Source organism: Nocardia acidivorans NBRC 108247, from assembly GCF_001625085.1.
GTDB lineage: Bacteria > Actinomycetota > Actinomycetes > Mycobacteriales > Mycobacteriaceae > Nocardia > Nocardia acidivorans.
The window spans coordinates 1-26,912 of the sequence record NZ_BDAW01000007.1 but is presented as its reverse complement, the minus strand read 5'-3'; the positions used below and the strand labels follow the sequence as shown (position 1 = coordinate 26,912).

The window sequence follows — 26,912 nt, the reverse complement described above, 5'->3', positions numbered from 1 at the left end:
CAGGTCCTCTTCTCAGTCGAGCAGACGGTCGCCGCGGACAGCATCGGCCGCGAGGTGATCGGGCAGAACCCGCCCGAACAGTTGCCGGGTGCGCTCGGCGGTGCCGATGACGCCCGGGGTGTCGCTGTACGCGAAGATCGCCGAATGCCGCTGCACCGTGCCGCCGACCGGTGCGACGCGATGCAGGGAGAAGCGACCCTGGAACAGCTGTAGGTCACCGGGGCGTAGTTCGAGCCGCCGGATGTGGTGTTCGCCGTGGCCGGTGAGCACCGCGCGCACATCGTCGAGATGCTCGGCGGTGCGGGAGCGGATATTGGGGCAGTACTCGAAGACGCCGCCGGCCTCGGGCTCCTGGGTGAGCATGCTGACGGTGAACTCATTGGTGTCGAAGTGCCAGGGATGCGACATACCGGGGGCCACCACATTGAGGCAGAGGCCGGCCAGCGGATCGGTGTATTCGTACAGGGCTTGCAGGGCGAAGCAGTCGGCGATGAAGCGCTGAAAGCGGGCGTCGGTGTAGAGCCGATGGATGAGCATCTCGCGGGGAATCAAATCCCTTGCGACGAAGGCGTTTCCGCGCCGCAGCACAATGCGCCCGGGGTGATCGGGCGGCAGGTCCGCATCGAGCGGGATGTTGTAGGCATTGACGTTTTCGACGGTGTAGTGGGCATTCGGCGCGAGCGCCACACCCTCCTCGCGCATGGTCTCGGCCTCGGCGGGCCGAATGAATCCACGAAGTACGGTGCAGCCGCCGGCGGCCAATTCGGCGCGCGCGGCCGCCACCGCGTCCCGCCAGCCCACACTGCCGGGCGCGTCGAGCGGGTACCGGCCGGTGTCCACACCGGGCACGGCCGTACCCGCCGGAGCGGTCTTCATCACCCCGGACCCGTCCGTATCGCACACGTCTGCCCCACCCCCTGTCGCAACCATGCCGACCATTCTGGATGGCGAATCGTCCGACACGCCCGGGATGCGCAGGGATTGTGCAAATTCACTATTCCTGTGCACCAACAGATTTCATGCGTCATCTCGAATCCCCGTCGCACCGCAGGTCTCGGCCGGTCCCACTCCCCGAGAGCATCTGAAATACCGACTAGCCGAATGCTCGGCGATAGCTCAGGATGTCGGGTATGTCCTTTGTCAATGGTTCGGTGTCGTATTGGTTCCGTGAGCTCGCCCCCGTCGACCCCGGATCGCCGCTGCCCGGGCACACCCAGGCGGACGTGTGCATCATCGGAGCTGGATACACCGGATTGTGGACGGCGTACTACCTCAAGAAGGCGCAACCGGACCTGCGGATCGTCATCCTGGAGAAGGAGTTCGCCGGATACGGGGCCTCCGGACGCAATGGCGGCTGGGTTGTCGGAGAAATAGCGGGATCGGCCGAGGTGTACGCCCGCACCCACGGTCGCGAGGCCGCGGTGCGACTCCAGCGCACCATGTTCGACACGGTCGAGGAGATCGTGAACGTCACCGCGGCCGAGGGCATCGACGCCGATGTGGTCAAGAGCGGACAGCTGACCGTGGCCCGCAACAGCGCGCAACAGGCGCGGCTCGGCGACACCCTGGCGCACGCACGCGAATGGGGTTGGGGCGAAGACGATCTCATGACCGTCGGGGCCGACGAGCGAATCCGCATCGCCGACGCCACCGGAGCGCTCTGGACGCCGCACTGCGCCCGCGTACAACCCGCGAAACTCGCACGCGGACTTGCCGATACGGTGCGCGGACTGGGGGTGCGGATCTACGAGGACACCACCGTGGAATCCGTACGCCCGCGCACCGAAACCAGTTCGGCAGCGGCCGTCACCGCGCGCGGCACCGTCACCGCCGAGTACGTGATTCGCGCGACCGAGGGCTTCACCGCCACCTTCGGTGCGACACACCGCGATTGGCTGCCCATGAACAGTTCGATGATCGTCACCGAACCGCTGGCCGACTCGGTGTGGGAGCAGATCGGCTGGCAGCAGGCCGAACTCCTCGGCGATATGGCGCACTACTACATGTACGCCCAGCGCACAGCCGACGGGCGCATCGCCTTCGGCGGACGCGGCAAACCGTACCGCTACGGCAGCCGCATCGACGACGGCGGGCACACCCAGCAGTGGACCGTCGACGTGCTGCGCTCCATGCTCACCGACTTCTTCCCCGCCGCGGACCGGACGCCGCTCGCGCACGCCTGGTCCGGTGTGCTCGCGGTCCCGCGCGACTGGTGTTCCAGTGTGGCACTGGACCATACGACCGGCCTCGGGTTCGCCGGCGGCTACACCGGTCACGGCGTCGCCACCACGAATCTCGCCGGACGCACCCTGCGCGATCTGCTCCTGCGCCAGGACACAGAACTCACCTCGCTCCCCTGGGTGAACTGGCGGGTGCGCCGCTGGGAGCCGGAGCCGCTGCGCTGGATCGGGGTTCAGCTCATGTACAGCCTCTACCGCGCCGCCGATCACCGCGAAGCCCGACTGGGCCACACGTCGCGCATCGCCAAGATGGCCAACCTCATCTCCGGCCGCTGACCTCTCCCTGCCCGCGATGGCGACCTCGCGGGCAGGGGCTCGTGCCTCCTCGGCCGTTGTCGGTCCGTGGTTCGACATGCCGAGCCACATGTTTAGATGCGCATATTTCCATCTGCATACGCCATTGTGGCCGAGGTGGGCCGCAGAGCACATCTGCAAGCACGATTTAACGTGCACTCCAACGGATTTCGCGTCGTTTGACACTTCTCCCAAACCGGGTACACCGGTAGTGAGAGGACTGCGTCATGGACACCAACCGATCCTGGGACACCATCACCTCAGCCCTGAACCGAGTCTCCGGTCCGGGCAGGCGCGGTGCCGACTGGACCACCTACCTCTGCCCCGTTCACGAATCCGACGGCCGTCGCCACCACCCCTCACTCGGCGTGGTCTACAACCGCTCGCGCGGCCGCACCGTGGTGCGCTGCTTCGCGGGCTGCTCCGACGAGGACGTCCTGGACCGCCTCGGCCTGCGCGTCCGCGACCTGTTCGACAATCCGCAGGCACCGCATCCCGCCCGACGCCAATCCCCGTCTCCCGAACCGGTATTGGCCGATCAGGCACTCCAGGCCGCGGGCCTGCCCTTGGAGGTGCGCAAGCGCGACCTCGGCCCCCGCCTGGCCCGCCCCCAGCGCCGAGCCACCTATATCTACCGCTGGCCCGATGGCCGCCCGGCCGGTTGCGTCATCCGAGTCCACACTGCCCACCTACACGGCTACGCGAAATCCTTCTGGCAGGAGCGCCGCACCGACAACCGCTGGGAGCCGGGCGGTTTCGCCCACCTCCCCTTCCACCTCCCCGAACTCCTCGACGCCGTCCGCACCGGCCAGGACATCTTCATCTGCGAGGGCGAAGCCGACGCACTGACCGCCACCCACGCCGGCCTGACCGCAACCTGCAATGCCGGTGGCGCCCAAGGCTGGCACCCCGACCACGCCGAATGGCTCACCGGCGCCCACCGAGTCTGGATCATCGCCGACCGCGACGCCCCCGGCTACCGCCACGCCGCGAAGGTCGCCCAATCCCTCACCTCCCGCGTCGACGAACTCCGCATAGTCCAAGCCCGAGACGGCAAAGACCTCACCGACCACTGCAACGCAGGCCACCACATCTCCGACCTCGACCCCGTCCCAATCCTCGACGCCCACTTCCGACTTCAGGAGTGACATCCCGGACCTCGGCACAGCGCCCGCCAGGGGACGACGTGCATGTAATGACGCTGGTAAACGCCGAGTGGGCCCCTGCGCCATTACATGCACGTTGCGCGGGGGCGGGTTCGCGGCGGATGCACCGGGACAGCTAGCGGTCTGGGGTGGAATTCAGTTGGGCTACCAGGGCTTTGGGGGCGATCACGCGGTAGGCGTCTTCTACTATTTTGGCGATTTCGGTCCAGTCGACGGGGACGTCGAGGTAGACGCCGAGCCAGCCGCGGTGGCCGACGTAGGGCGGGCGGAAGAAGCGGTCTGGTTCCTCGGCGACCAACTCCTCCTGGACTCCGGGCGGGGCGGCACACCAGAAGCCGAGGCGGTCGTCGTGGTGATGGTCGGCGAACATGACGAAGGTCTTCCTACCGCGCACGAACCAGGTCGGCTCGCCGTGGCTGAGGCGCTCGGTGACCTCGGGCAGGGCGAGGCAGAGGGCACGCAGGGACTCGACGGGTTCACCCATACCCGAAGGCTAATCGCTCGGGTCGAGCGCGGCCCTGTATGAATGGGAAGCGTTGTCGAAGGGCCCGAAACGCCCGTCCCGAAACCAGTGCGACAGACTGCCGGAGCGCGGCGTCGCCGCGGTCACACCTCCGGAGATCGAATGCCCGACAATCAAGCAGGGCCGCCCACCCTCGGCTACGGTCTGGTCGATTCGCCGCTCCTCCAATTGGCTTGGATCGCAGAAAAATTCGAGCAATGGACGGATCTGCCCATCGACCGTGATCAACCGCTGACCACGGTCAGCCTCTACCGGTTCACCGGTTCGGGAGCAACCGCCGCGCACACTCTGTACGAGCAGTCGCATTCGATGGAGTGGGGTGCCGAACCGGTCGTCCCGCAGGGTTTCGGCATCTTCGGCGCGGACGAGACGGTGCGCCGCGTGGTGCCCGCCCCCGCCGATGCGCACTGGACCGAGTTCGAGCGGGGTAAGCACTTCCCCGCCATGGAAGCACCCGCCGACCTGGCCCTGGACCCGCGGGCATTCTTCGGCCCGCTGGGGTGACACGCCACCGAGCGCGGCCCGGGCTCAGCCGGTGCCGCGCCCGAATCTGCATTACGCTGTGTCCCATCGCGCCCCGGCATTGCCGCCGCGGCCTTTTCGCACTCCCCGCCCCGCCGCTCGGATGGATGCCCCGGAGGTTTGCCGATGATGAACCAGCTCGCCGATCCACCGCCGGTCCTCCCGGCGCTGTCCGACCATCCCATGCTCCGCCCGCTGGCCCCGGTCCCCGAGTCCGGCCACATCTTCGACTTCCCGGGCCGCCTGGGCACCGTCGATATGGATGAGAACGAGGCGCTGCGCATCGACGGCATCGCCCGCCATATCCAGGAGGCGGGCGTCGATCATCTGGTGCACTGCGGAGCCCTGGAATCCCACCCGCACTGGATAGTCCGCCGCACCGTCATCGACGTCATCCGTCCCATCACCTGGCCCGCGAAACTCCGCACCCGCCGCTGGTGCTCGGGCATCTCCCCCCGCTGGTGCACCATGCGCGTGCGCATCGACTCCGACTCCGGCGGCCTCATCGAAACCGAGGGCTTCTGGATCCACATGAACAAGCAGACGATGAGCCCGTCCCGTGTGGAGGACGAATTCTTCGAATTGATGTGCACCACAACCTCACAACAGCGCCTGCGCTGGCAGCAATGGCTCACCGACCCCCTCCCCCGGGCCACCCCCGCACGATTCCCCCTGCGCCGCACCGACATCGACCACTTCCAGCACGTCACCAATACCGCCTACTGGCACGCGGTCCACGAATTCACCACCGGCGCAGCCGATCTCACCACCACCTCGCACCGCTTCATCCTCGAATACAACAAACCCATCCGCCACGGCGAACCCCTCACCATCCACACCCACCGCACCCCCGAATCCCAAACCCTCTGGTTCACCATCGAAGAAGACGTCCGAGCCGTAGCCCAACTCCGCTCCCTCCCACCCCTTCCCTGACACCGCCCGCCCGGTGCGGGCTCGGCAATCAACCCCGCACCGGGTCGCGCGCGATATCCGCCCGTCGTAAGCCCGCGTCACCCGTGAGATCGCACCCCTGGACGCCGGCCCGATCGGCGAACGCCGCCACACGTGCTACGCGGAGTTGCTCCAGCCTCGTTTCGAGATCGGGCGCAGCACCCACCACTCCGACCGTCCTCGCGCAGCACGCGCCGCAATAGCCAGACCGCCTCGGAGGCCGGTCCGTCGCTACTTCTATCACGGGTCAGACCCCGCGGGACGCCTTCCGCTCAGCGAGCGAGGATGAGCCCGAGCAATTCGTCCCGGGTCAGCCCGACCAGGGACTCACGGAAGGTGCGCCCCGGAGCCTCGGGAACCGCTATCTCACAAGGGATTACCAGGACATTGCACCCCGCGAGGGCGGCGGCCTCGGCGCCGGTGGGCGAATCCTCGATGGCCACGGTGTATTCCGGGGCGACGCCCAGCAGTTCCGCGGCCCGCAGGTAGACATCGGGCGACGGCTTGCCCTGCGGCACCTCGTCGGCGCAGACGGTGGCCCCGAAGTGATGCCGCCCCAGGGTGTCCAGTCCGTACTCGGTCAGCGACCGCTTGGTATTGGTGACCAGCGCCATCGGAACGCCCGCCGCGTGCAAGGTGGACAGCACATCCTGCGCACCGGGCCGCCATGGCACCGGATCCTGGAACAGTTCGATAATGCGCCGCTCGATCCACTCCCCCGCATCCTCGAGCGCCGCAGGCGTGGGATCGATCCCGAGCCCGGTGAACATGATGTGCATGGCGTTCGGCCCGGACGCGCCGATCAGCGCATGCCGCATCGCATCATCCATCTCATGCCCCAGCTCGCCCGCGAGCTCCCGCACCGCGATATCCCAGAGCTTCTCCGAGTCGAGCAGGGTCCCGTCCATATCCCACAACACCGCGTCCAGACGCGTCACCGGAACCACCACTCCTGTCATCCACTCCCACTGGCGCTCGCGGAGGCGAGGCGGTGTTCAGGGTATCGGGCCGCCCCGACGCGAGGACGAAGCGGCGCGATCGGCTACAGACCCGAGGCCGCGATCACCATTCGGCCGCCGGTGGAATCCACCTGAATCCATCGGCTCTCGGTGTTGACCTGTCCATTCTTCATGCGATAGGTCAGATTCACCACGGCCCGATTCTCACCGGCCGGGGTCACCCCGCCGACGCTGACCGAGGAGATGCTCCCCCAGAACTGCGAATACGAACCGAACCCTCCGGTCTGCGCCTGATAGCTCGGCGAGAGCATGCCCCACGCGCCATTCACATTGCCGGGCAGCATCCCGTAGTAGCCCTGGATGAACGAGGCCACCGAGGCGGCCGACGGCGGACCGGCGGGCGCGGTGGTCGGCGGCACGGTCGTGGTCGTACTCGGCTTGGCGGAGCTGCTGGGAGCCGGGGTCGTGCTCGGCGGCGTCGTACCGGGCGGCGGGGTGACCGGCGCAACGCTCTGACTCGGCGCGGTCGTATCGGCCGCACCGTTGTCGGCCGGGCCGACGGCCTGCGAGGTCGCCGGACCCGCCGGCGGATTCACCGGCGCCGCAACCGAAGTCGTCCCATTGGCGGCGGGAGCCTCACTCACGGAATTCCGGCTCACCGCATACGCCACCACGGTGGCGATCAACAGCGCGGCGACCACGCCCACGGCCACCAGACCCAGCCGCCGCCGATTCCCGTCTCCGCCACCGAGTTCGGCCGACAAGCCCGCGGCGGGAGGTACGGGTGTCCCCGGCGTGGTGGAGCGCGCCGACGGCTTCGCCATATCGATATGCACGGTCTCCTCGGCGGAGTTCCCAGTGGACTGCCCGGTCCGCGAGGTGGACAGCACCGTGGTGGCCGCCGAACCATCTACGGCGGCACCGCTTTTCACCGCGGGCAGCACCTTGGTCGCCTGAATCGGCGCGGTCGCCCGGCCGTCCGCGACCTCCTGGAGCCGCTCGGCCGCCTGCTCCATGGTCGGCCGATCCTCCGCCTCGGCGGCCAGCAATTCCATCAGCACCGGTCCGAGCGCGGCCGCATGCTGTGGCTCGGGCACCTGCGCCCGCGCCACCGAATGCAGGACGGCGAGCGGATTATCGCCCTCACCGAACGGCGGCATCCCCTCGACCGCCGCGTAAAGCGTTGAGCCCAAAGCGAATACGTCCGACGGCGGCTCGGGATTCTCCCCGCGGGCCACCTCCGGCGACAGATACGCGGGCGTCCCGGCCAGAAATCCGGTGGAAGTCACCGTCACATCCCCGATGGCCCGCGAGATGCCGAAATCGGTGATCTTCACCGTTCCGTCATCGGCCACCAGGATATTGGCCGGCTTGACATCGCGATGCACGATCCCGGCCTTGTGCGCGGCCGCCAATGCCGCCGCCACCTTGGCCCCGATCCGGGCCACCTCGGTCGGCGCGAGATTGCCCTTCTCCCGCATCAGCGCCGCCAGCGACACCGCGTCCACGTACTCCATCACCAACCACGGCTGACCGTCCTCCTCGGCCACGTCGAAGACGGTGACCGCATTGGGATGGTGCAGCCGTGCCGCGATGCGCCCCTCCCGCATCGCCCGCATCTTGGCCTCGATCGCCTGCGACCGGGTGAGCCCCGGCCCGAGCAGCAACTGCTTGACCGCGACGGTGCGCCGCAGTCGAACATCGGTCGCGCGCCACACGACCCCCATCGCACCGGTGCCGATCGGATCCGTTAGTCGGTACCGCCCCGTAATCAGCCGGTCTGAAGTCATGTGGTTGTGCCCCTCCTGCTGGCCTTCGCGCCGAGCCACCCTGCAACGTTGCGCGACAAGCCCGGAAACTCTTGCAAATCTTAGGCGTTGAAGTACTTCGCCTCCGGGTGCAGCAGTACGAACGCATCCGTCGACTGCTCCGGATGCAATTGCAACTCCTCCGACAGCTCTACTCCGATCCGGCCCGCGTCCAGCAGGTCAACGAGTTTCGCTCGGTCTTCCAGGTTGGGGCAGGCACCGTATCCGAACGAGTACCGAGCGCCACGGTAGCCGAGATTGAAGTACTCGAGCACGTCGGTCGGATCGGATTCGGCGACGGAATGCCCTTCCAGTACCAGCTCTTCCCGGATTCGGCGATGCCAAAACTCGGCGAGGGCTTCGGTGAGCTGAACGCCGATACCGTGCACCTCGAGGTAGTCGCGGTAATTGTCCTGCGCGAACAGCACATTCGCGAAGTCCGCGATCGGCTGTCCCATGGTGACCAGCTGGAACGGCAGCACATCGACCTGACCGTGCTGTACGGCCAGGTCGCGCGAGCGGATGAAGTCCGCGATATTCAGGAACCGGTCCCGCTGCTGACGCGGGAAAGTGAACCGATACCGTTCCGGCGCATCGGGTTTCGGCTCGGTGAGAACAATCACATCATCGCCCTCGGAGACTGCCGGGAAGTACCCGTACACCACCGCGGCATGCTGGAGCACACCCTCGGCGATCAGCCGGTCCAGCCAATACCGCAGCCGCGGACGGCCTTCGGTCTCCACCAGCTCCTCGTAGGAGGGTCCGTCGCCGCCGCGCTGACCCCGCAGCCCCCACTGCCCCAGGAAGAGCGCGCGCTCATCGAGCAAACCCGAGTACTCGCCCACGGACAGGCCCTTCACGATCCGGGTGCCCCAGAACGGCGGCGTCGGCACCGCCAGGTCCGCGGCCACGTCCGAGCGCGCGGGCACCTCGACCGGGGTCTCTTTGGACTTGCGCTCGGCGGCGATGCGCTTGGACCGCTCGTGCCGGGCCTTGCGTTCGGCGACCTTGGCCGCCTCGGCCAGGGCCTCGGGACTGTCGGGATCGGGTCCGCCACCCCGCTTGCGGGTCATGATCTGATCCATCAGGTTCAAACCCTCGAAGGCGTCGCGCGCATAGTGCACATCGCCCTCATAGACCTCGGTCAGATCGTTCTCGACATAGCCGCGGGTCAGGGCCGCGCCGCCCAGGAGTACCGGGAACTGTTGCGCGACACCGCGCGCGTTCATCTCCGCGAGGTTCTCCTTCATGACCACGGTCGATTTGACCAGCAGCCCGGACATGCCGACCACATCGGCCTTCTTGTCCAGCGCGGCATCCAGGATCGCCGAAATCGGCTGCTTGATACCGAGATTCACGACCTCGTAGCCATTGTTGGACAGGATGATGTCCACCAGGTTCTTGCCGATATCGTGCACATCACCCTTGACGGTGGCCAGCACGATACGACCCTTACCGGAGTCGTCGGTGGCCTCCATATGCGGTTCCAGGTGCGCCACCGCGGTTTTCATCACCTCGGCCGATTGCAGCACGAACGGCAGCTGCATCTGACCCGAGCCGAACAGCTCACCGACGGTCTTCATACCCGAGAGCAGCGTCTCGTTGATGATCTGCAGCGGCGGAACCTCTTTCATGGCCTCGTCGAGGTCCGCCTCCAGGCCGTTGCGCTCACCGTCGACAATGCGGCGGGCCAGCCGCTCGAACAGCGGCAGCTGCGCCAGCTCCTCGGCGCGCGAGGCCTTGGACGAGGCCGACGAGACGCCCTCGAACATGGCCATCAGCTCTTGCAGCGGGTCATAATCCTCGGTCCGGCGGTCGTACACCAGATCCAACGCCACCTTGCGCTGATCCTCGGGAATCCGCGCGATGGGCAGGATCTTGGACGCGTGCACGATCGCCGAATCCAGTCCGGCCTCGACACATTCGTTCATGAAGACCGAGTTCAGCACCTGGCGGGCGGCCGGGTTCAAACCGAACGAGATATTCGAAAGACCCAGCGTGGTCTGCACATTGGGATGCTTCTGCTTCAAAAGCCGGATGGCCTCGATGGTTTCGATGCCGTCCCGGCGCGACTCCTCCTGGCCGGTGCCCAGGGTGAAGGTCAGCGTATCGACGATGATGTCGGACTCGGCCAGGCCCCAGTTCTCGGTGATATCGGCGATCAACCGCTCGGCGATGGCGACCTTGTTCGCGGCGGTGCGCGCCTGGCCCTGTTCGTCGATGGTCAAGGCCACCACGGCGGCACCGTGTTCGGCGACCAGCGCCATGGTCTGCTGGAAGCGCGACTCCGGCCCGGCGCCGTCCTCGTAGTTCACCGAGTTGACCGCGCAGCGCCCACCCAACTGCTCCAAACCCGCACGCAGCACCGGCAATTCGGTGGAGTCGAGCATGATCGGCAGCGTCGAGGCCGTCGCCAGGCGCGAGGCCAGCTCGGTCATATCGACCGCGCCGTCCCGGCCCACATAGTCCACGCACAGGTCCAGCATGTGCGCGCCGTCGCGAATCTGATCCTTGGCGATATCGAGGCACTTCTGCCAGTCCTGCGCCAGCATGGCGTCGCGGAATGCCTTGGAGCCGTTGGCATTGGTGCGCTCACCGATCATCAGGATCGAGGCGTCCTGCTCGAATGGCACCTGGCTGTAGATGGAGGAGACGCTGGGCTCGTGGACCGGATTGCGCACGGCGGGCGTGGTGGTGCGCACCGCCTCGGCGACCTGGCGAATGTGCTCGGGGGTGGTGCCGCAGCAGCCGCCGACCAGCGCCAGCCCGAACTCGGAGACGAAGCCGCTCAACGCGATCGCCAGTTCCTCGGGCGTCAGCGGGTATTCCGCACCGTGCGCGCCGAGCACCGGCAGACCGGCGTTCGGCATCACCGACACCGGCAGCTGCGCGTGCTTGGACAGATGGCGCAGATGCTCGCTCATCTCGTCCGGGCCGGTGGCGCAGTTCAATCCGATCATGTCGATGCCGAGGTTCTCCAGCGCGGTCAGCGCCGCGCCGATCTCCGAACCGACCAGCATGGTGCCGGTCGTCTCCACCGTCACGTGCGTAATGATCGGAATCTTGCGACCCAGCCGCGTCATGGCGTGATGGCTGCCCACGATCGCGGACTTGACCTGGAGCAGGTCCTGGCAGGTCTCGATGAGAATGGCATCCGCGCCACCCTCGAGCATGCCCATGGCGGCCTCGGCATAGGCATCGCGCAGGGTGGCGTACGGGGCGTGACCCAGGGTGGGCAGTTTGGTGCCCGGTCCCATGGAGCCGAGCACATACCGCGGCGTCCCGTCCGCGGTCGGACCCATCTCATCGGCGACCTCGCGAGCCAGCCGGGTGCCGCGCTCGGACAGATCGCGAATGCGATCGGAGATGTCGTAGTCGGCCAGGTTGGGCAGATTGCAGCCGAAGGTATTGGTCTCCACCGCGTCCGCGCCCGCCTCGAAATAGGCGCGGTGAATGCTTTTCAGCACGTCGGGGCGGGTTTCGTTGAGGATCTCATTGCAACCCTCGAGGCCACGGAAATCGTCCAGCGTCAGATCCGCAGCCTGCAACATCGTGCCCATCGCACCGTCGCCGATGACGACACGCCGACTGAGCGTGTCGAATAGGGTGGTGTCGAACTCGGCGCGTGGGGACACAGACATGTACTCAAGAGTAGTGGGAGCCGGGGACAATCCCGGCGTCGGACCGCTCCGAGACCCGCGCGGCCCGCGCGCCGCACGGCGGTTCGGGTGTCACACCGGATCTCTCCGAACACTTTCGCCCCACCCGCGTGCGCCCCCGCCCACCAGCACGGTTGCGCGTCGCTGGCGCGTCCGCGAGCCCAACCCCCTAAGCTGACCGGGTGAACGCCAGTGAACCCCCGGTGCCACCCGATTCGGACCTGCCTACGCTGCGGGATCCGATCCTCGTCGCCGCCTTCGAGGGCTGGAACGACGCGGCGGACGCGGCGAGTGGAGCAGTCGAGCATCTGGAGTTGATCTGGGACGCCCAGCCCCTCGCCGAGTTGGACTCCGAGGATTACTACGACTACCAGGTGAACCGGCCGACCGTGCGCCAGGTCGACGGCGTGACCCGCGAAATTCACTGGCCGTCCACCATGCTCTCGGTCTGCTCACCGCCGGGGAGCGATCGCGATGTGGTGCTGCTGCGCGGGGTCGAACCGAATATGCGCTGGCGGTCGTTCTGCAATGACCTGCTCGAATTCGTCGAGCAGCTCGATGTGTCGACCGTGGTGATCCTCGGCGCGCTGCTGGCCGATACCCCGCATACCCGGCCGGTTCCGGTGACCGGCACGGCCTATAACAAGGAAGCCGCGGAGCGCTTCAACCTGGAGCAGACCCGGTACGAGGGGCCGACCGGTATCACCGGGGTCCTGCAGGACGCGTGCGTGCGCGCGGGTGTTCCGGCCATTTCCTTCTGGGCCGCGGTTCCGCACTATGTCTCGCAGCCGCCGAACCCCAAGGCGGTCATCGCCCTGCTGCATCGCGTGGAAGATGTGCTCGATGTCGAGGTTCCGCTCGGTGGCCTGCCCGAACAGGCCGAGGAGTGGGAGGGCGCGGTCAATGAGATGACCACCGGTGATGAGGAGATCGCCGAGTACGTGCGCTCGCTCGAGGAGCGCGGCGATGCCGAGGTCGATCTCAACGAGGCCATGGCCAAGATCGACGGGGATGCCATCGCGGCCGAGTTCGAGAAGTACCTGCGCAGGCGTGGCCGGGGCGGATTCGGTCTCTAGGCGTCAACTTTCGATTCATTCGGGACTGGGTTTCGAGAGGCAAGCCTAACCTGCCTAGAATGTCCCGAGTGACTTCGCTTCGGATTGCCGCGCACCTGAACGCATTCGGCGACCGATCCGCGGTCATCGGTGACCGAGATCACGAAGTCAGCTATGCGGAACTGGCCGCGCTGGTGTGTGAGTTCGCGAACAGGCTCGGGGCGGAACAGGTTTCGGAGGGGCCATGCGGCGAATGCCTGGCAACCGAACCGCCGCCGGTGCGGCGACTCGTCGCACTGGCCGCGCGCAATGACCTCGGATCGCTCGTGGCCTATCTCGGGGCGCTCGAAGCGGGCTGCGCGGTCCTGCTCACCGGTTCGGTCGGTGACGAGATGCTGCGGGTCTACGATCCCGATATCGTGATCGAGGCCGGTGCCGGGCCGATTCCCGAACCACGCTGGCGGCGAACCGGTTCCGCGCATGAGCTGCATCCGGAGCTGGCACTCATGCTGAGCACCTCGGGGTCGACCGGATCACCCAAGCTGGTGCGGCTCTCCTATCGAAATCTGCTGGCCAACGCGGAATCCATTGCGGAGTACCTGGATATCCAGGACACCGATCGCGCGGCGACCACCCTGCCGCTCTTCTACTGCTACGGGCTGTCGGTGGTGCACAGCTATCTGCTGCGCGGTGCGAGCCTGCTCATGACGAACCGGTCGGTCCTGGAACCGGAGTTCTGGGACGACTTCCGATGTCATCGCGCAACGTCTTTCGCGGCGGTGCCCTACACCTTCGATCTGCTCGAACGCGTCGGCTTCGAGCGAATGTCCCTGCCGCACCTGCGCTATGTGACCCAGGCGGGCGGCAAACTCGCCGCCGATCGGGTCCGGCACTACGCGCGCGCCGGGGAGCGCGCGGGCTGGCGCTTCTATGTCATGTACGGCCAGACCGAGGCCACCGCGCGCATGGCGTATCTGCCGCCGCGGCTGGCGGCCGCGCATCCGGATTGCATCGGAATCCCGGTTCCCGGTGGATCTTTCAGCCTGGAGCCGGTCGAGGACGGCGATGAACTCGTCTACCACGGGCCGAATGTGATGATGGGCTATGCGGAATCGGCGGCCGATCTCGCACTGGGACACCGGCTCACGCGACTGCGCACCGGGGATCTGGCCTGTCGCACCGAGGACGGTCTCTATCGGGTGATCGGCCGGCGGTCGCGCTTCGCCAAGATCTTCGGTCTCCGAATCGATCTGCAGCGCATCGAATCCGGGCTGACGGCGGCGGGCTATCCGGTCTGCTGCACCGATGACGGCGAAACCCTCGTGGTGGCGGTCGCGGGTGAGGATGCGACCGCCGCGGCACCGCTCGCGGCGCAATTGTCTGGTCTGCCGGTCTCGGCGGTGCGGGTGTGCACGGTCGCGGAGATTCCGCGCCTCCCCTCCGGCAAGCCGGACTATCCAGCCATTCGACGCTTACCGGTCGCACCGACCAGGCCGACGGCGGATATCCGGACGCTGTTCGCCGGTGCACTCGGACTCGCCACGGCCGCAATCACTCCCGAGCGCACCTTCGCCGATCTCGGCGGGGATTCGCTCACCTATGTGGCGCTGTCGGTGAAGCTGGATCGGGCGCTGGGACAGCTCCCGGCGAATTGGCAGACCATGACGGTGGCCGAATTGGAGTCGCTGCCGCGTCGAAAACGCCGATTCGGCAGATCGCTCGATACCACCAGTCTGCTGCGCGCCGTCGGCATCATCACCGTATTGGGTTCGCATATCGGACTTTTCGTACTGTGGGGCGGGGCACACGTCATGCTGGCGGTGGCCGGATTCAATTTCGCGCGGTTCGGTGTGACGCCCGCGCCCGCGGCACAGCGGTTTCGCAAGACGCTGCGGACCGTGGCGCTCATCGCCGTACCGACCGCCCTGTGGGTGACGCTCACGCTGCCGTTCGGCAATTACTACACGTGGCAGAACGTCTTGCTGCTCAATAAGATTCTCGGCCCGCAGGACAGTCCGACCGCCGGTCACCTGTGGTTCGTCGAGGTCGCGGTCTACTTCATGCTCGCGGGCGCGCTACTGCTGCGCCTGCCCGTGGCCGATGCGCTCGAGCGCCGCGCACCCTTCTGGTTCGCCATGGCCGTGCTCGCGGGGGCGCTCGTCTTCCGCTACTGGTCATTCGATCTGTATGCGCCGCACGATATTCCGTTCTCGCCGCTGGCCGTGTGGTTCTTCGTGCTGGGCTGGGCGGCGGCCAAGGCCACAGCGGTCCGGCAGCGCGCGCTGATCACCGCGGTCGCATTGCTCACCGTCCCCGGCTATTTCGGCGAAACCAACCGCGAGCATCTGGTGCTGGCGGGACTGCTGCTGCTGATCTGGGTGCCGTCGGTGCGCGTGCCCGCGCTCATCGCCGGTGCGACCGCCGTGCTCGCGGACGCGTCACTCTTCGCGTATTTGCTGCATTGGCAGGTGTATCCGTTGTTCGGCGCGCATCACCTGATGGCCTTGGCGGCCTCGGTCGCGGCCGGAATCGCGGCCGCGCACCTGCTCACCCTGACCCGCGGGGTGCTGGCCCGCGGCGCTCGCACGCGAGGCGAACGCGGTGTCGCGATGCCGGTGCGCGCACGCAGCGCCGAGACGGCACGGGCCTGAGTCACGAGCGAAAATCGTTGGAAGCCGACCGGTTCGTCGGAGAAATCAATGCTCCACGGCCCAAATCTGAGCGGCCGCCTCATGAGCCAGTTTCGCGATCAGGAGATCGCGTGGAATCGTCTGGCCGGCAAGATGATCGAGTGACGGCACCACCACATGGTGTGCATCGGCACGCTTGAGTTCGGCGGTCAACTCCGCGAATGCGGTGCCATCGCCGGGGGTCGATTCATGGAACGTTGCGGCGAAGCAGAACCCGGCCGACTGCGCCAGGCTGGTCATAGCGTCTTCGAGCTCATCGCTACGGCCATCCGCCAAATCGTCACGCACGTACCCATAGATCAACGCTTCCACCCGAACCTCCGTTGGATTGGGATCGCTGTCCTGAAGTGTGCCCGAAATCAGCATGACGTTCTCGCGGATGCAATTGCAGATGTCAACCCACTGACATCTGCATGCCCTATCCGGGTCCACCAAACGTTAACCAGTGGGATACTACAGACGTGTCCGCTGGTGACGATCGACCTGTCTGGGCTGTCCGAATGCGCGCCGAACGCGATGCTCGGGGGTGGTCACAAGCCGACGCCGTGCGCGCCATGCGGGGTAAGTCGAGCCACAATCTGCCAACCGACAGCACACTTTTGCGCAACTGGCGACGGTGGGAATCCGGGGAGTCGCGACCCGATGATTTCTACGCCCCCATCATCGCCGCGGCATTCGACACCGTCACGGCCGCATTTTTTCCCAAGGCCAGACCCAATCGCGATGACGAGTTGCTCTCCGCGACAGGGATGGACACCCTCGAGTTCATCGGGCGGCTACGTATGTCCGATGTCTCGTCGGCGACGCTGGACGCCATTCGCATCACCGCGGATCGGCTGTGTTCGGAGTATCCGTGCGCGGATCCCCATGAGCTGCATACCGAAGGCACGGCATGGCTGCGGCGGATTACTTCGCTACTGGACGGTCGGCTTACGTTGGCGCAGCATCGCGAGGTACTCGTCCTCGCGGGATGGGTTGCCCTACTGGTCGGTTGCGTTGACTACGACCTGGGCTGGCGCACCGCCGCCGAGGCCACCCGGCGGGCCGCGCTCTCCCTGGGACAGGAGGCCGAACACGCCGAAATCATCGGCTGGGGCGCGGAAATGGCCAGTTGGTTCGCTCTCACCCAGGCGAACTATCGGGGGGCCATCGAGACCGCCGAGGCCGCGCACGCAAGTACCGGACATCTCGGCGTCGGGGTGCAGCTGTGCGCCCAGCGCGCCAAGGCCTGGGCCCGCCTCGGTGATCGGCGCGAGGTGGAAGCCGCACTCGCCCAGGGGCGTTCGATACTGGATAGATTGGACCATCCGGCCAATTTGGACAATCACTTCGTGGTGGATCCGCAGAAGTTCGACTTCTACGCCATGGACTGCTGCCGGGTGGCCGGGGACGATCGACTCGCGGAAAGCTATGCGCGCCAGGTGATCACGTCCGCCACCCGACCGGACGGTACGATCCGCAAACCCATGCGGGTGTCCGAAGCGCATCTGACCCTCGCGGTGGTGGCGGTGCGCGATCGCAATCTGGAGCTCGCACTCGATGAGGGCATGCGCGCCTTCACCGGTAAGCGCCGCTCCCTCCCCTCGCTCATGTGGATCGCCGGGGAGACCGCGCGGGAAATGATCCAGCGCTTCCCGAGCGATCCGCGCACCCGCACCTACCTGGATCAACTGCGCTCACTCGCCGCGGGCTGAGCACGAGGCGCGAACGCCGGAGGTGACGCGCCGCCCCGGCCCATCGTTCGAGCCGGAGGCGGCGCGCCGCCCGGCCATCGTTCGAGGTCGAAGTTCGCCTCGGCATCAACTCGCGCGGGTTCGCCGGGTGGACAACCGATGTGGCACGGGGTTCCCGGGACGGCCGACCCGGCACGGGTTCGCCGCGCAGCGCAACCTCGTGCGGCCGACGTTCACCACGGGTGACCGACCTTCCGGTTAGGCTCGCGCCATGGATTTCAGTCTGTGGACCTGCGCTACCCGCGGGCACGAGACCTATGCGCCCGATGAGCCCGAGCTGGCCGCGCGCCTGCATGTGACAACGCCCGCCGGGGAGTCATGGCGTTGCCTGCGGTGCGGTGACTTCGTACCGGGTGAGCCGCGCCGGCACGGTCCGGCCGATGACGCGCCCGAGGTGCCGCGCGGGCATCTGCTGCGCGATCGCATCATCATGCGGTTGCTCGCGGCCGAGCGGGTGATTCGCGCGCTGGTGCTCATTCTGGTGGGCGCGGGTGTGCTCAAACTTCGTGGGTCACAGGAGCATTGGCGGGACAAATGGGGTGAGGAGCTGCCGCTCATCCGGCAGCTCGCCGATCAGATCGGCTGGGATCCCGATCATTCCAAGGTGGTGCACTGGATCGACACCGCCTTCACGCTCTCCCCCACCGTGCTGATCTGGGTGGCGGTCGGCATATTCGCCTATGCCACCATCCAGATCATCGAGGCCGTGGGGCTGTGGCTGGTCAAGCGCTGGGGCGAGTATTTCGCGGTCATCGCCACCAGCATCTTCCTGCCCGTGGAGATCTACGAGCTGACCGAGAAGGTGACGGTGTTGCGCGCGGGCGCGCTGCTGATCAATCTCGCCGCGGTCATCTGGCTGCTGTGGAGTAAGCGGCTCTTCGGACTCAATGGCGGGGCGAAGGCGTACTACGCCGAACACCACACGGAAAGCCTGCTGACCGTGGAGCGTTCGGCGGTGGCGGCGCAGGCCGGCGCCTGAGTATCAGCCCCGACCCGGTATGCCGAGGCCCTGAACCGCCAGTTTGGTGGCCTCGGCGATCATGGCGTTATCGCCCTCGGCGTGCTGGTCGGGTTTGGCGGTCTGCACCACGATGACCACCGGGGCGTGATTCGGCGGCCAGACGATGGCCGCGTCCAGGGCGGCGCCGTAGTCTCCGGTCCCGGTCTTGTCCGCGACGGTCCAGTCCGCCGGTACGCCCGCGCGGACGCGTTTACCGCCGGTGGTATTGGCCAGCAGCCACGACTTGAGTTGTGCGCGTTCGGGTTCGGCGAGCGCATCGCCCAGGACCAGGGCGCGGTAGTCCGCGGCGAGCGCGGCCGGGGTGGTGGTGTCGCGCTCATCGCCGGGGATGGCGGTGTTCAGTTCGGTCTCCCAGCGATCCAGCCGGGTGGTGGGGTCGCCGAGGGCGCGTATGGCGGCGGTGAGACCCTCCGGACCGCCGAGCAGTTGGAGAATCTGGTTTCCAGCGGTGTTGTCCGACAGGGTGATCGCGGCCTTGCACAGCTCGGCGACCGTCATACCGGAGTCGACATGCTTCTCGGTCTCGGGCGAGTAGTTCACGAGATCACTTGCGGGATAGTGGATCACCTGATCGAAGAAGCCCGAGGACAGCGGGTGGGCGCGCAGGAGCGTGCCGCAGGCCACACCCTTGAAGGTCGAGGCGATCGGGAAGCGTTCGCCGTCACGATAGGCGACGGTCTTCCCGCTGCCGGTGTCGATCGCGTATACGCCCAGTCGCCCACCGGATTTCGCCTCCAGATCGGCGAATGCCCCGGTGTCGGCGGCGTTTGCGGGGGTGACGCTGGAGGTCGCGGCGGCGGTGTCGTCGGAATGGTCACCGCAGGCGGTGACGGCGGTCAACGCGCCGACGGCGAGCACCGCCGCCAGGAGTCGGCGGTGCGGAAGCAGGGGGCTGAGCACGGTGGGATTCACCAGCGCAGCTCACCATCTCCGGCGGCGGCCCGGCCAATAGCACACCCTCGGGCCCGCGAGTCGGAGTCGATATCGCCGCAGTTCACCCCGGGCGCCCGGGGCCGATCACCGGGCGGTGCGCGTCGGTGCGCCGGGTGCGTGCGGGTGCGGCTGGTTCAATGGCGGCATGGATCTGGTCCGCCACCTTCGCTTCTTCGTCTCCGTCGCGGACGAGGGGCATTTCGGCCGGGCGGCCGCCGCCTTGGATATGACCCAGCCGCCGCTGTCCCAGGGTTTGCGCAGGTTGGAGGAGCATCTGGGCGTGGAGTTGATTCACCGCACCCGGCAGGGGGCGATGCTCACCTCGGCGGGCACGCAACTGCTGCCGCGCGCCCGGCTGCTGGTCGACGACGCCGAGCGACTGCTGGCCGAGGCGCAGCGCATCGCGCAGGCGCGCGGAACGGTGGCCTGGGGTGCGATCACCGCGCTGCCCGATCGGATGGTGACCGGTTGCGTCACCGCGCTGCGGGACATGAGCGGTCCGGAGTCGACCGTCTCCACGACGATCGGGAACACCGTGGATCTGGTGGCCGATGTGCGGGCCGGGGTGTGCGAGGTCGCGGTGATCGAACATCCGGCGCTGGTCGACGGTGTGGATGCCGGACCGGTCATCAAGGTGCCGCGCTGGCTGGTGGTTCCGGCGGATCACCGCAGTGCCGAGGCCGAGCGACCGACGCTGCCGATGCTCGCGGGGTTGAGTTTCGCCCATTCGCCGCGCGCGGCCAATCCACCCGCCTTCGACACCGTGGTGGATCTGCTGCGGGAGCGCGGCCTCGATGCCGCCACCCTCACCGCGCGGGACGATCGCGCCGTACTCGCCGCGGTCGCCGCCGGAACCAGCTTCGGGCTCACCGCGACACCTCCGGCCGAGACGCCCGGGGTCACCTGGTTACGCCTGGCTCCGCAGGCAATCGCGTTGCGGCTCCGGGTGATTCACCGTCCCGGCGCGAACGCGCAGGCCGATGCGGTGGATCGGGTGCTGTATCGCGAGCGGCTGCGATGAGCATGGCCGCGGCACGCATTCGCGCCGTCTTCGCCGACGCCGGATGCAGCGGCTGGCTGCACGCCCGCCGGTGCGCCGACCCCGGTACCGAGGTCGCGGTGGACGCGCACGAACGGGTGGTGACCGCCTCGGTCTACAAACTCCCGCTCTTCGTCGCCTTCTGCCGCGGCGTCGAGGCCGGGCGCATCGACCCCACCGCCCGCATCACGGTCACCCCCTCCGACTGCACCCCGGGCCCGACCGGCATTGCCGCACTGCATGATCCGGTCACCATGAGCTGGCGCGATCTGGCCACCTCCATGATGACGGTCTCGGACAATGCCGCCGCCGACGTCCTGCTCGGCGAGGTCGGCCTCGGCCCCGTCGAAGACCTGCTGCGCGATCTCGGCCTGCACGAGACCCGCATTGTCGGCGGCACCGCCGATCAGTTCGAGAGCCTGGTCCGCGATACCGACACCCCCAGCACCGCAGCCGCTTTCGCCACCCTCGCCGACAATGACGAGGCCTGGTCCATCGCCGCCTACGACCCCACCTACGCCAGCGCCACCACCCCCGAGGAGATGACCCGCTTCCTCTCCGCCCTCTGGACCGGCGCCCTGCTCACCCCCGCCCACACCGATTTCGTCCGCGCCGTCATGCGCAACCAGGTCTGGCCGCACCGCATCGCCGCCGGCTTCCCCCACCGCGGCGTCACCGTAGCCGGCAAAACCGGCACCGTAGGCATCATCCGCAACGAGGTCGCCGTAGTCGAATTCCCCCACGAACACCCGGTAGCCGTAGCCGTTTTCACCCGAGCCGCCCGCGCCGACCCCACCCTCCCCGCCGTCGACGCCGCCATAGCCGAAGCCGCCCGCATAGCCGTCACCGAACTGCGCCGCCCCCTGCCGGAGTAAGCCGCCCCCTCGGCGGCAACCTCCGGTGGCCGAGGCGGGTTGGCGCGCCGACATTCGGCGCGATTCCGGAGCGGTCGGTGGGGAGTACTACTCTTCTCCGGTGACCGAGTCCGCTGACGGATTGCTACAGCACCCCGGAGGGGCCGGGGCGGAGGAGTTTCCGCATGCCGGGCGGCTGCGGCTGTTCTCCTTCGCCACGGCCGAAAAGCGCGGGGACTACCTGTGGGTTTTGCGTGCTTTCGATATGGCGCGGGGGGCCTATGTGGTGCTGTTGCACGCCTCCGATGTTGTCGACACGCTCAATCGTTGCCCCGGGGGGCCGGAATTGACGCCGACGGAGGTGGGGCCGCTGTTGGAGCAGTTGCATCAGTGGGGGGTGCTCGAGCGCAGTTATGACGGGACTCGGGCGGCGACGCTGGCCGAGTATCGGAATCGGCATTTCGTGTATCAGTTCTCACAGGCCGGGTTTCAGGCCTATCGGGCGGTGTCGGAGGTTTTGGAGGCGCGGCTCGACGAGGCGGCGCTGTCGAGGCTGGTGTTGCCGGAGTTGCTGGCGGATCTGCACACCCTGGCCGAGGCCAACGGGAGCGGCGACGCTCCGCGGGTGTATCGGGTGCTGAATCGGCTCGATCGGGCGCTGTCGGATCTGGCGGATCGGGCGGCGCATTTCTACCTGACGCTCGGCGATCTGGTGCGCACCACCGAGGCCACACCCGAGGCGTTCCTGGCGCATAAGGACGCGCTGCTCGCGCATATGCGGGAGTTCTCCATGGATCTGGCGCGGTTCGCGCCGCGCCTGGCCGCCGCCATTCGGGAGGTGGAGGAGACCGGGGTCGAGGAGCTCATCGAGCGGGCGGCGCGCTGCGATGAGCGCGTACTGCTCAATAACGCCGAGCGCCAGGCGGATTGGCGGGCGCGCTGGCAGGGGCTGCGGTCCTGGTTCGTGGGCGACGGCAGCGAGGGCGGACTCACCGAATGCGAGCGGCTGCGCGAGGCGACCATGAGCGCCATCGCGGCGGTGCTGTCCCTGCTGCGCCGGGTGACCGAGACGCGCAAGGGCGGGGTCAGCCGGGAATCGGCGCTGCGGCATCTGGCGGGCTGGTTCACCGCCGCACCCACGGCCGATGCGGCGCACGCGCTGTTCGACGCGGTCTTCGGATTGGGGCGGCCACGGCATCTGGCCATGCAGCATCCGGACGCGGATATCATTCCGGCGATTCGATCCTGGTGGGACGCACCACCTTTGGAGATCGCGCGCACACTCGCCGAGACCGGGCGACCGCCCACGCCGGGAGCCCCCGCGCGATTGCAGCGCAATGACGCGGGAATTCGCCGTCTGCGCGCAGCCCAGCTCGACACCCAGCGCGCCCGTTCGGCCGCCGCCCGCTCGCTCGCCGCGGCCGGCGTGCACGAGCGTGAACTCGACGAACGCGAGACCGAGGTGCTGCTGCGCCTCATCGACGCCGCCTCCACCGCATGGGTGCCGGTGAGCGGAAGGGTTTCGGGCACAACGGGTTCCGATAGCGGGGTGACACTGACGGTCTCCGAATGCGAGGGTTCGACCGTGGTGCGCACCTCGCGCGGACTGCTCCACCTCAACAATCGCAGGCTTCAGGTGCGCGAAACAGTGTCCGCGCGAAAGAGCAAGGCCCCCGTGGGCCGGGCCGCCGGGGCCGGAAGTGTTCCCGGGGCCGGTGGCAGACGGGATGCGCACGGGGAACACCGCGGTGACGCGGCAGGTCGCGATATGGCAGAGCTCGACGGCGAAGCGGCAAGCGCCGAAGCGGCTGAGCGCGCGGGGCAAAGCACTGAGCAGGAGGTGGGCTGATGCACGCGCGCACCATCGACTCACTCGCGCTGGACAGCTATCAGCGGGCCGCGCGGGTGGTGCTGGCCAATCATCTGATCACCCGGAGTTATCCGGATCGCATTGCGCTGCCGTTGATTCGGCGGTGGGCGACCGAGCTGCGGGAGGATCTGGCGGAGCTGTTCGGGTATCGGCTCGAGGTCACCGAGACGACGGCACGGCTGTTCCCGGTGCTGGACAAGCTCGATGCGGGACGACCCGCGCGAACGGCCGCCGATCGATTGTTCGATCGGCGACGGTACGCCTATCTCGCCTTGGCGCTCGCGGCGCTCGGCCGGGCCGGGGATCAGATCACGCTGTCCGAGTTGGCCGATCAGGTCGCGGCGTACACCGAACGGGTGGACGGGCTGGATCTGGCGGCCGACCGAGCCGGGGACCGCGATGCCTTCGTGGACGCGGTAGGCTGGCTCGCCGCGCGCGGCGCGGTCACCCTCGCCGATGGTGACGCGGGTGGCTGGGCGAGCGATCCCGAAGCGGGAGAGGCGCTGTACGATATCGACCGCTCCGTGGTGTTCGCGCTGTTCCGCCCGCCGCGCGCGTTGCAGCATTTGCAGAGCGTCACCGGGCTGCTCGGCGAGGAGGCCGGTGGCGGCGATACCCGTTCCCCCGCAATGGCTCTGGCCTCACGCGCGGTGCGACGGGCGCTGGTGGAACAGCCGGTGGTGTACGCCGCCGATCTCCGGGAGCCGCATCGGTCACTGCTCGCGCAGGAGAAACTGGTGCGCGAGGTCGAGCAGGTCACCGGCCTCAAGGCCGAGCGGCGCGCGGAAGGCGTTGCGCTGATCGACAGTTCGGGCCGGCTCTCCGATGTGCGGTTCCCGGGCACTGGCACCCTCGCCCAGGTCGCACTGCTGCTGGCCGGTGAAATCGCCGATCTGGTACTGGATCTCGACAATCCCGTCGCGCAGATCCCCCGCCCGGAGCGCCCGCTCGCCGACCTGGCCGAACAACTCGACACCGCGATTCCGGCGACGACGGTCTTCGCACCGCTCGCCGACACCGTGGATATCTTTGCCACCGAAGAGGATTCGGACTTCGCCGAGCGGGAAGAGCCGGAGATCCCGGTATACCCCTTCATCGACGCCGCATGGATCCGCGAAACCGTCAAAATGCTGGCGGCCCGCTACGGGGCCACCTTCGCCGCACAGTGGCAGGCCGATGTACCCGGCCTCACCGCCGAGGTCGTCAGCCTCCTGGAGCGACTCCACCTCGTCGAACGCGTCGACACCGGCGAATCCGGAACCCCCGCACCGCCGCACGACCTCGGCTCCGGCCTGCTCATCCTGCCCGCACTGGCCCGCTACCGCGGCGCGATCGTCACCATCCGCACCCGCGCGGAGACCGAATTGTTCATCTCACCGAGCGATATGGGCGCGGAGGACCCGGGAGAATCGGTCTCGGCGGAGCAGGCCCCGCTCGATACCGCCGCCTCGGCCGAATCAGTTCCGGCACCCGATCGCGCCACCGAGTTGCCACCCGACGGTGAGCCCGCCCCGGCGGCGAATGTCGCGGCCGTGGATACACCCGGCGAGGCCGAACCGGTTCCGGCACCGGATATCTCCGAGGCCGACCCACCCGCCGACGCCGAACCCGATCCCGCAGCGGATCACACCGAGCTTGTCGCTACAGAGAAGGGATCCGGGAACTGATGGCCGACCTCATTCACGGTGGCGTCCGCTTCGTCCCCACCCGCGCGGGCATCGTCAACCTGTGGGACTACCGGGACCAGGAGTTCTGCTTCGCCGACGGGCGTTTGGTGCTGCGCGGGCCCAATGGTTCGGGTAAGACCAAGGCCCTCGAGGTGCTGTTCCCGTTCGTGCTGGACGGGCGCATCGAACCGCGCCGGTTGAATCCGTTCGCGGGCGAAGAGCGCACCATGAAGTCGAATCTGCTGTACCGCAAACAGGAATCGGCCTACTCGTACGTGTGGATGGAGTTCGCGCGCGGTAGCTGGGACGAGCCCGAGACGGTGACCGTGGGCATCGGCATGCGCGCCACCCGGTCCTCGGACAAGGTCACGCGCTGGTACTTCGTCGCAGATGGTCGTGTGGGCGTGGACTTCTCACTGCTGGGACCCGATGATCGGCCGCTCACCCGCAAGCAGCTGGCCGAGCAGATCGGCGGCGACGCCATTGTCGACCGGCCGGTGGAGTACCGCGCCGCCATCGACGCCCGCATGTTCGGGCTCGGCCAGCAGCGCTACGACCAGCTCATCAATCTGATTCTGACGCTGCGCCGTCCGCAGCTGGCCAAGAACCTGGACCCGCGCGGACTCTCACAGGCGCTCACCGACGGTCTGCGGCCCCTGGACGAGCAGTTGATCCTGGACGCGGCACGCTCGTTCAGCGATATGGAGGAGGTCGGGCGCACCCTCGAGGGGCTCGTGCAGGCCGACACCGCCACCCGCGCGTTCGTCGGCGTGTATCGCAAATACCTTGCGGTGCAGGCGAAGACCGATATCGACCAGGTCCGCTCCCGCCTCGACACAGTGACGCACGCCAGCACCGCCCTGCACGCCGCCGCGGCCCTGCGCCGGCGCCGCGAAGCCGATCGCGCCGCCGTCGAAACCCGCGCCGAGGATGCCGACCGCGCGTACGAACAGGCGCTCTCCGATCGCGAAACCCTGCAGCGTTCCAGCGCTTACGAGGGCAAGCAGCAGCTCGACGATCTCGCCGACGCGGTGCGCCGCCTCGAGACCTCCTCGGCCGTGCACCGCGACAAGGCGCTCAAGGCCCGCCAGACCGTGGATCAGCGCGCCCAGGAATCCGAGCGCGCGCAGTCCGCGGTACAGCACGCCGCCTCCGCCCTGGCCCGCGGCGAGGACGAATTGCGTTCCGCCGCCGAGGAAGCCGGTATCGCGTGGACCGCGCTGCCCGAACAGGCTCGCGCCGACCGCCTCACCACCACCGTGCGCAGCCACGCCGAGGAGCGTGACGCCGACGTCCGCGCCGTCCGCCGCGCCCTCACCATGGTCGATGCCGCGGTGACCGAGCGCACCCGCGCCGAACGAGCCGCCCAGCGCGCCGGCGAACTCCGCGAGGCGGCCGCCGCGGAACTCGCCCAGGCCGAGGCGTCGGTCACCCTGGCACGCTCCGATACCGCGGTCTCCCTGCGCAATTGGTGGGATGAGCACCGAGAGGTGTACTCCCCCATCCGCGACGGCCTCTTCGAAGCCCTCAACGACGCCCTCGCCGCCGCGGGCACGGAGAACCCCGGCCCGCAACGCCACAACTCGGCCGCCGGAATGCTCGGCGCGCCAGGCGGTTCCGGCAAGGGACGCGGACGCAAGAGCACAGCCGCCACGGGCGCGGCGGCGGACAAGGGCGCGACCGATCCGACCGCCCGGGGCAACGTCGCGAAGGCGGGCGAGGCCGAGCGCCCCACCGATGTCAGCCCGTCCCCGAACGGTTCCGATCGTAAGGGCACCACGACATCGGCAGCGGCCCGTGCGAGCGGTCCGGACACCATGTCGAGCGGCGGCCCATTCGGCGAGGACCCTGCGGTCCCGGCCACCCCGGCGGAGGTGCTGGCCGATCGTACCGAGCCGCTGACCGAGGAGATCCGCGGCCGCCGCCAG

Annotated in this window: 18 protein-coding genes and 2 pseudogenes; 13 read left to right on the top strand and 7 right to left on the bottom strand. The window is 67.9% G+C overall.

Annotated elements, in window-relative coordinates; translation table 11 throughout:
• Positions 1-12: 12 nt before the first annotated feature.
• Complete coding sequence (locus NA10_RS02490) at positions 13-930, bottom strand: HalD/BesD family halogenase (protein WP_245676974.1); 918 nt, start codon at positions 928-930, stop codon at positions 13-15.
• Between the two features lie 200 nt (positions 931-1,130).
• On the opposite strand from NA10_RS02490, the gene NA10_RS02485 reads away from it, so the two are divergent.
• Together NA10_RS02485 and NA10_RS02480 are read left to right on the top strand one after the other, a co-directional pair.
• On the top strand, positions 1,131-2,516 hold the full coding sequence (locus NA10_RS02485) for an NAD(P)/FAD-dependent oxidoreductase (protein WP_218021429.1): 1,386 nt from the start codon (positions 1,131-1,133) through the stop codon (positions 2,514-2,516).
• Between the two features lie 245 nt (positions 2,517-2,761).
• Complete coding sequence (locus NA10_RS02480) at positions 2,762-3,682, top strand: toprim domain-containing protein (protein ID WP_067562766.1); 921 nt, start codon at positions 2,762-2,764, stop codon at positions 3,680-3,682.
• A gap of 133 nt (positions 3,683-3,815) precedes the next feature.
• Here NA10_RS02480 and NA10_RS02475 read toward each other — a convergent pair whose 3' ends face one another.
• Positions 3,816-4,184, bottom strand: coding sequence for an MmcQ/YjbR family DNA-binding protein (locus tag NA10_RS02475; RefSeq protein WP_067562764.1), 369 nt, complete (start codon positions 4,182-4,184; stop codon positions 3,816-3,818).
• A 141-nt stretch (positions 4,185-4,325) separates the two neighbouring features.
• Between NA10_RS02475 and NA10_RS02470 the strand changes: the two genes are divergently transcribed.
• Positions 4,326-4,727, top strand: coding sequence for a hypothetical protein (locus NA10_RS02470; RefSeq protein ID WP_218021428.1), 402 nt, complete (start codon positions 4,326-4,328; stop codon positions 4,725-4,727).
• A gap of 144 nt (positions 4,728-4,871) precedes the next feature.
• On the top strand, positions 4,872-5,678 hold the full coding sequence (locus tag NA10_RS02465; protein ID WP_245676973.1) for an acyl-[acyl-carrier-protein] thioesterase: 807 nt from the start codon (positions 4,872-4,874) through the stop codon (positions 5,676-5,678).
• Positions 5,679-5,968: 290 nt separating this feature from the next.
• Here NA10_RS02465 and NA10_RS02460 read toward each other — a convergent pair whose 3' ends face one another.
• From NA10_RS02460 to metH, 3 genes are all read right to left on the bottom strand, one after another.
• Positions 5,969-6,655 (bottom strand): HAD family hydrolase, encoded by a 687-nt coding sequence (locus NA10_RS02460; RefSeq protein WP_067562761.1) that lies wholly within the window; start codon positions 6,653-6,655, stop codon positions 5,969-5,971.
• A gap of 83 nt (positions 6,656-6,738) precedes the next feature.
• Positions 6,739-8,445, bottom strand: coding sequence for a serine/threonine-protein kinase (locus NA10_RS02455; RefSeq protein ID WP_067562758.1), 1,707 nt, complete (start codon positions 8,443-8,445; stop codon positions 6,739-6,741).
• A gap of 80 nt (positions 8,446-8,525) precedes the next feature.
• The gene (metH, locus tag NA10_RS02450; protein ID WP_067562757.1) at positions 8,526-12,104 is read right to left on the bottom strand and encodes a methionine synthase; all 3,579 of its coding nucleotides are present in this window, start codon (positions 12,102-12,104) and stop codon (positions 8,526-8,528) included.
• 200 nt (positions 12,105-12,304) lie between these two features.
• On the opposite strand from metH, the gene NA10_RS02445 reads away from it, so the two are divergent.
• Together NA10_RS02445 and NA10_RS02440 are read left to right on the top strand one after the other, a co-directional pair.
• Entirely contained in the window at positions 12,305-13,198 is an 894-nt protein-coding gene (locus tag NA10_RS02445; protein WP_067562754.1) for a PAC2 family protein, read from the top strand.
• Between the two features lie 68 nt (positions 13,199-13,266).
• Positions 13,267-15,828, top strand: coding sequence for an AMP-binding protein (locus NA10_RS02440; RefSeq protein WP_067562752.1), 2,562 nt, complete (start codon positions 13,267-13,269; stop codon positions 15,826-15,828).
• Positions 15,829-15,873: 45 nt separating this feature from the next.
• On the opposite strand, the gene NA10_RS02435 is transcribed toward NA10_RS02440, so the two are convergent.
• Positions 15,874-16,233 (bottom strand): hypothetical protein, encoded by a 360-nt coding sequence (locus tag NA10_RS02435; RefSeq protein WP_084514231.1) that lies wholly within the window; start codon positions 16,231-16,233, stop codon positions 15,874-15,876.
• Between the two features lie 134 nt (positions 16,234-16,367).
• On the opposite strand from NA10_RS02435, the gene NA10_RS02430 reads away from it, so the two are divergent.
• Positions 16,368-17,561, top strand: coding sequence for an XRE family transcriptional regulator (locus NA10_RS02430; RefSeq protein WP_218021427.1), 1,194 nt, complete (start codon positions 16,368-16,370; stop codon positions 17,559-17,561).
• Positions 17,562-17,811: 250 nt separating this feature from the next.
• Positions 17,812-18,579: a DUF2127 domain-containing protein gene (locus NA10_RS02425; RefSeq protein ID WP_067562750.1), complete on the top strand. Its 768-nt coding sequence runs from the start codon at positions 17,812-17,814 to the stop codon at positions 18,577-18,579.
• Positions 18,580-18,582: 3 nt separating this feature from the next.
• On the opposite strand, the gene bla is transcribed toward NA10_RS02425, so the two are convergent.
• The gene (gene bla / locus NA10_RS02420) at positions 18,583-19,521 is read right to left on the bottom strand and encodes a class A beta-lactamase (RefSeq protein ID WP_067562878.1); all 939 of its coding nucleotides are present in this window, start codon (positions 19,519-19,521) and stop codon (positions 18,583-18,585) included.
• A 178-nt stretch (positions 19,522-19,699) separates the two neighbouring features.
• Here bla and NA10_RS02415 point away from each other — a divergent pair, with 178 nt between their 5' ends.
• From NA10_RS02415 to NA10_RS02395, 5 genes and pseudogenes are all read left to right on the top strand, one after another.
• A complete protein-coding gene (locus tag NA10_RS02415) occupies positions 19,700-20,575 on the top strand; it encodes a LysR family transcriptional regulator (RefSeq protein WP_067562876.1) in 876 nt (291 codons plus the stop codon).
• Positions 20,572-21,468 carry a serine hydrolase gene (locus tag NA10_RS02410; protein ID WP_067562747.1) on the top strand — a complete coding sequence of 299 codons (897 nt, stop codon included), beginning with the start codon at positions 20,572-20,574 and terminating at the stop codon, positions 21,466-21,468. The genes NA10_RS02415 and NA10_RS02410 overlap by 4 nt, the downstream gene beginning before the upstream one ends.
• A 175-nt stretch (positions 21,469-21,643) precedes the next feature.
• Positions 21,644-23,296: a TIGR02677 family protein gene (locus tag NA10_RS02405; protein WP_373862331.1), complete on the top strand. Its 1,653-nt coding sequence runs from the start codon at positions 21,644-21,646 to the stop codon at positions 23,294-23,296.
• Positions 23,296-24,714 (top strand): annotated as a pseudogene (locus NA10_RS02400) (TIGR02678 family protein); the annotation flags it as partial. The gene NA10_RS02405 and the pseudogene NA10_RS02400, both read left to right, overlap by 1 nt.
• Positions 24,715-24,983: 269 nt before the next feature.
• Positions 24,984-26,912, top strand: a pseudogene (locus NA10_RS02395) (endonuclease); the annotation flags it as partial.

Excerpts from the sequence above, each read along its gene's own strand:
- NA10_RS02490 (WP_245676974.1), bottom strand. The coding sequence starts at position 930 with ATGGTTGCGACAGGGGGTGGGGCAGACGTGTGCGATACGGACGGGTCC.
- NA10_RS02485 (WP_218021429.1), top strand. The coding sequence starts at position 1,131 with ATGTCCTTTGTCAATGGTTCGGTGTCGTATTGGTTCCGTGAGCTCGCC.
- NA10_RS02480 (WP_067562766.1), top strand. The coding sequence starts at position 2,762 with ATGGACACCAACCGATCCTGGGACACCATCACCTCAGCCCTGAACCGA.
- NA10_RS02475 (WP_067562764.1), bottom strand. The coding sequence starts at position 4,184 with ATGGGTGAACCCGTCGAGTCCCTGCGTGCCCTCTGCCTCGCCCTGCCC.
- NA10_RS02470 (WP_218021428.1), top strand. The coding sequence starts at position 4,326 with ATGCCCGACAATCAAGCAGGGCCGCCCACCCTCGGCTACGGTCTGGTC.
- NA10_RS02465 (WP_245676973.1), top strand. The coding sequence starts at position 4,872 with ATGATGAACCAGCTCGCCGATCCACCGCCGGTCCTCCCGGCGCTGTCC.
- NA10_RS02460 (WP_067562761.1), bottom strand. The coding sequence starts at position 6,655 with ATGACAGGAGTGGTGGTTCCGGTGACGCGTCTGGACGCGGTGTTGTGG.
- NA10_RS02455 (WP_067562758.1), bottom strand. The coding sequence starts at position 8,445 with ATGACTTCAGACCGGCTGATTACGGGGCGGTACCGACTAACGGATCCG.
- metH (WP_067562757.1), bottom strand. The coding sequence starts at position 12,104 with ATGTCTGTGTCCCCACGCGCCGAGTTCGACACCACCCTATTCGACACG.
- NA10_RS02435 (WP_084514231.1), bottom strand. The coding sequence starts at position 16,233 with ATGCTGATTTCGGGCACACTTCAGGACAGCGATCCCAATCCAACGGAG.
- NA10_RS02430 (WP_218021427.1), top strand. The coding sequence starts at position 16,368 with ATGCGCGCCGAACGCGATGCTCGGGGGTGGTCACAAGCCGACGCCGTG.
- NA10_RS02425 (WP_067562750.1), top strand. The coding sequence starts at position 17,812 with ATGGATTTCAGTCTGTGGACCTGCGCTACCCGCGGGCACGAGACCTAT.
- NA10_RS02415 (WP_067562876.1), top strand. The coding sequence starts at position 19,700 with ATGGATCTGGTCCGCCACCTTCGCTTCTTCGTCTCCGTCGCGGACGAG.
- NA10_RS02410 (WP_067562747.1), top strand. The coding sequence starts at position 20,572 with ATGAGCATGGCCGCGGCACGCATTCGCGCCGTCTTCGCCGACGCCGGA.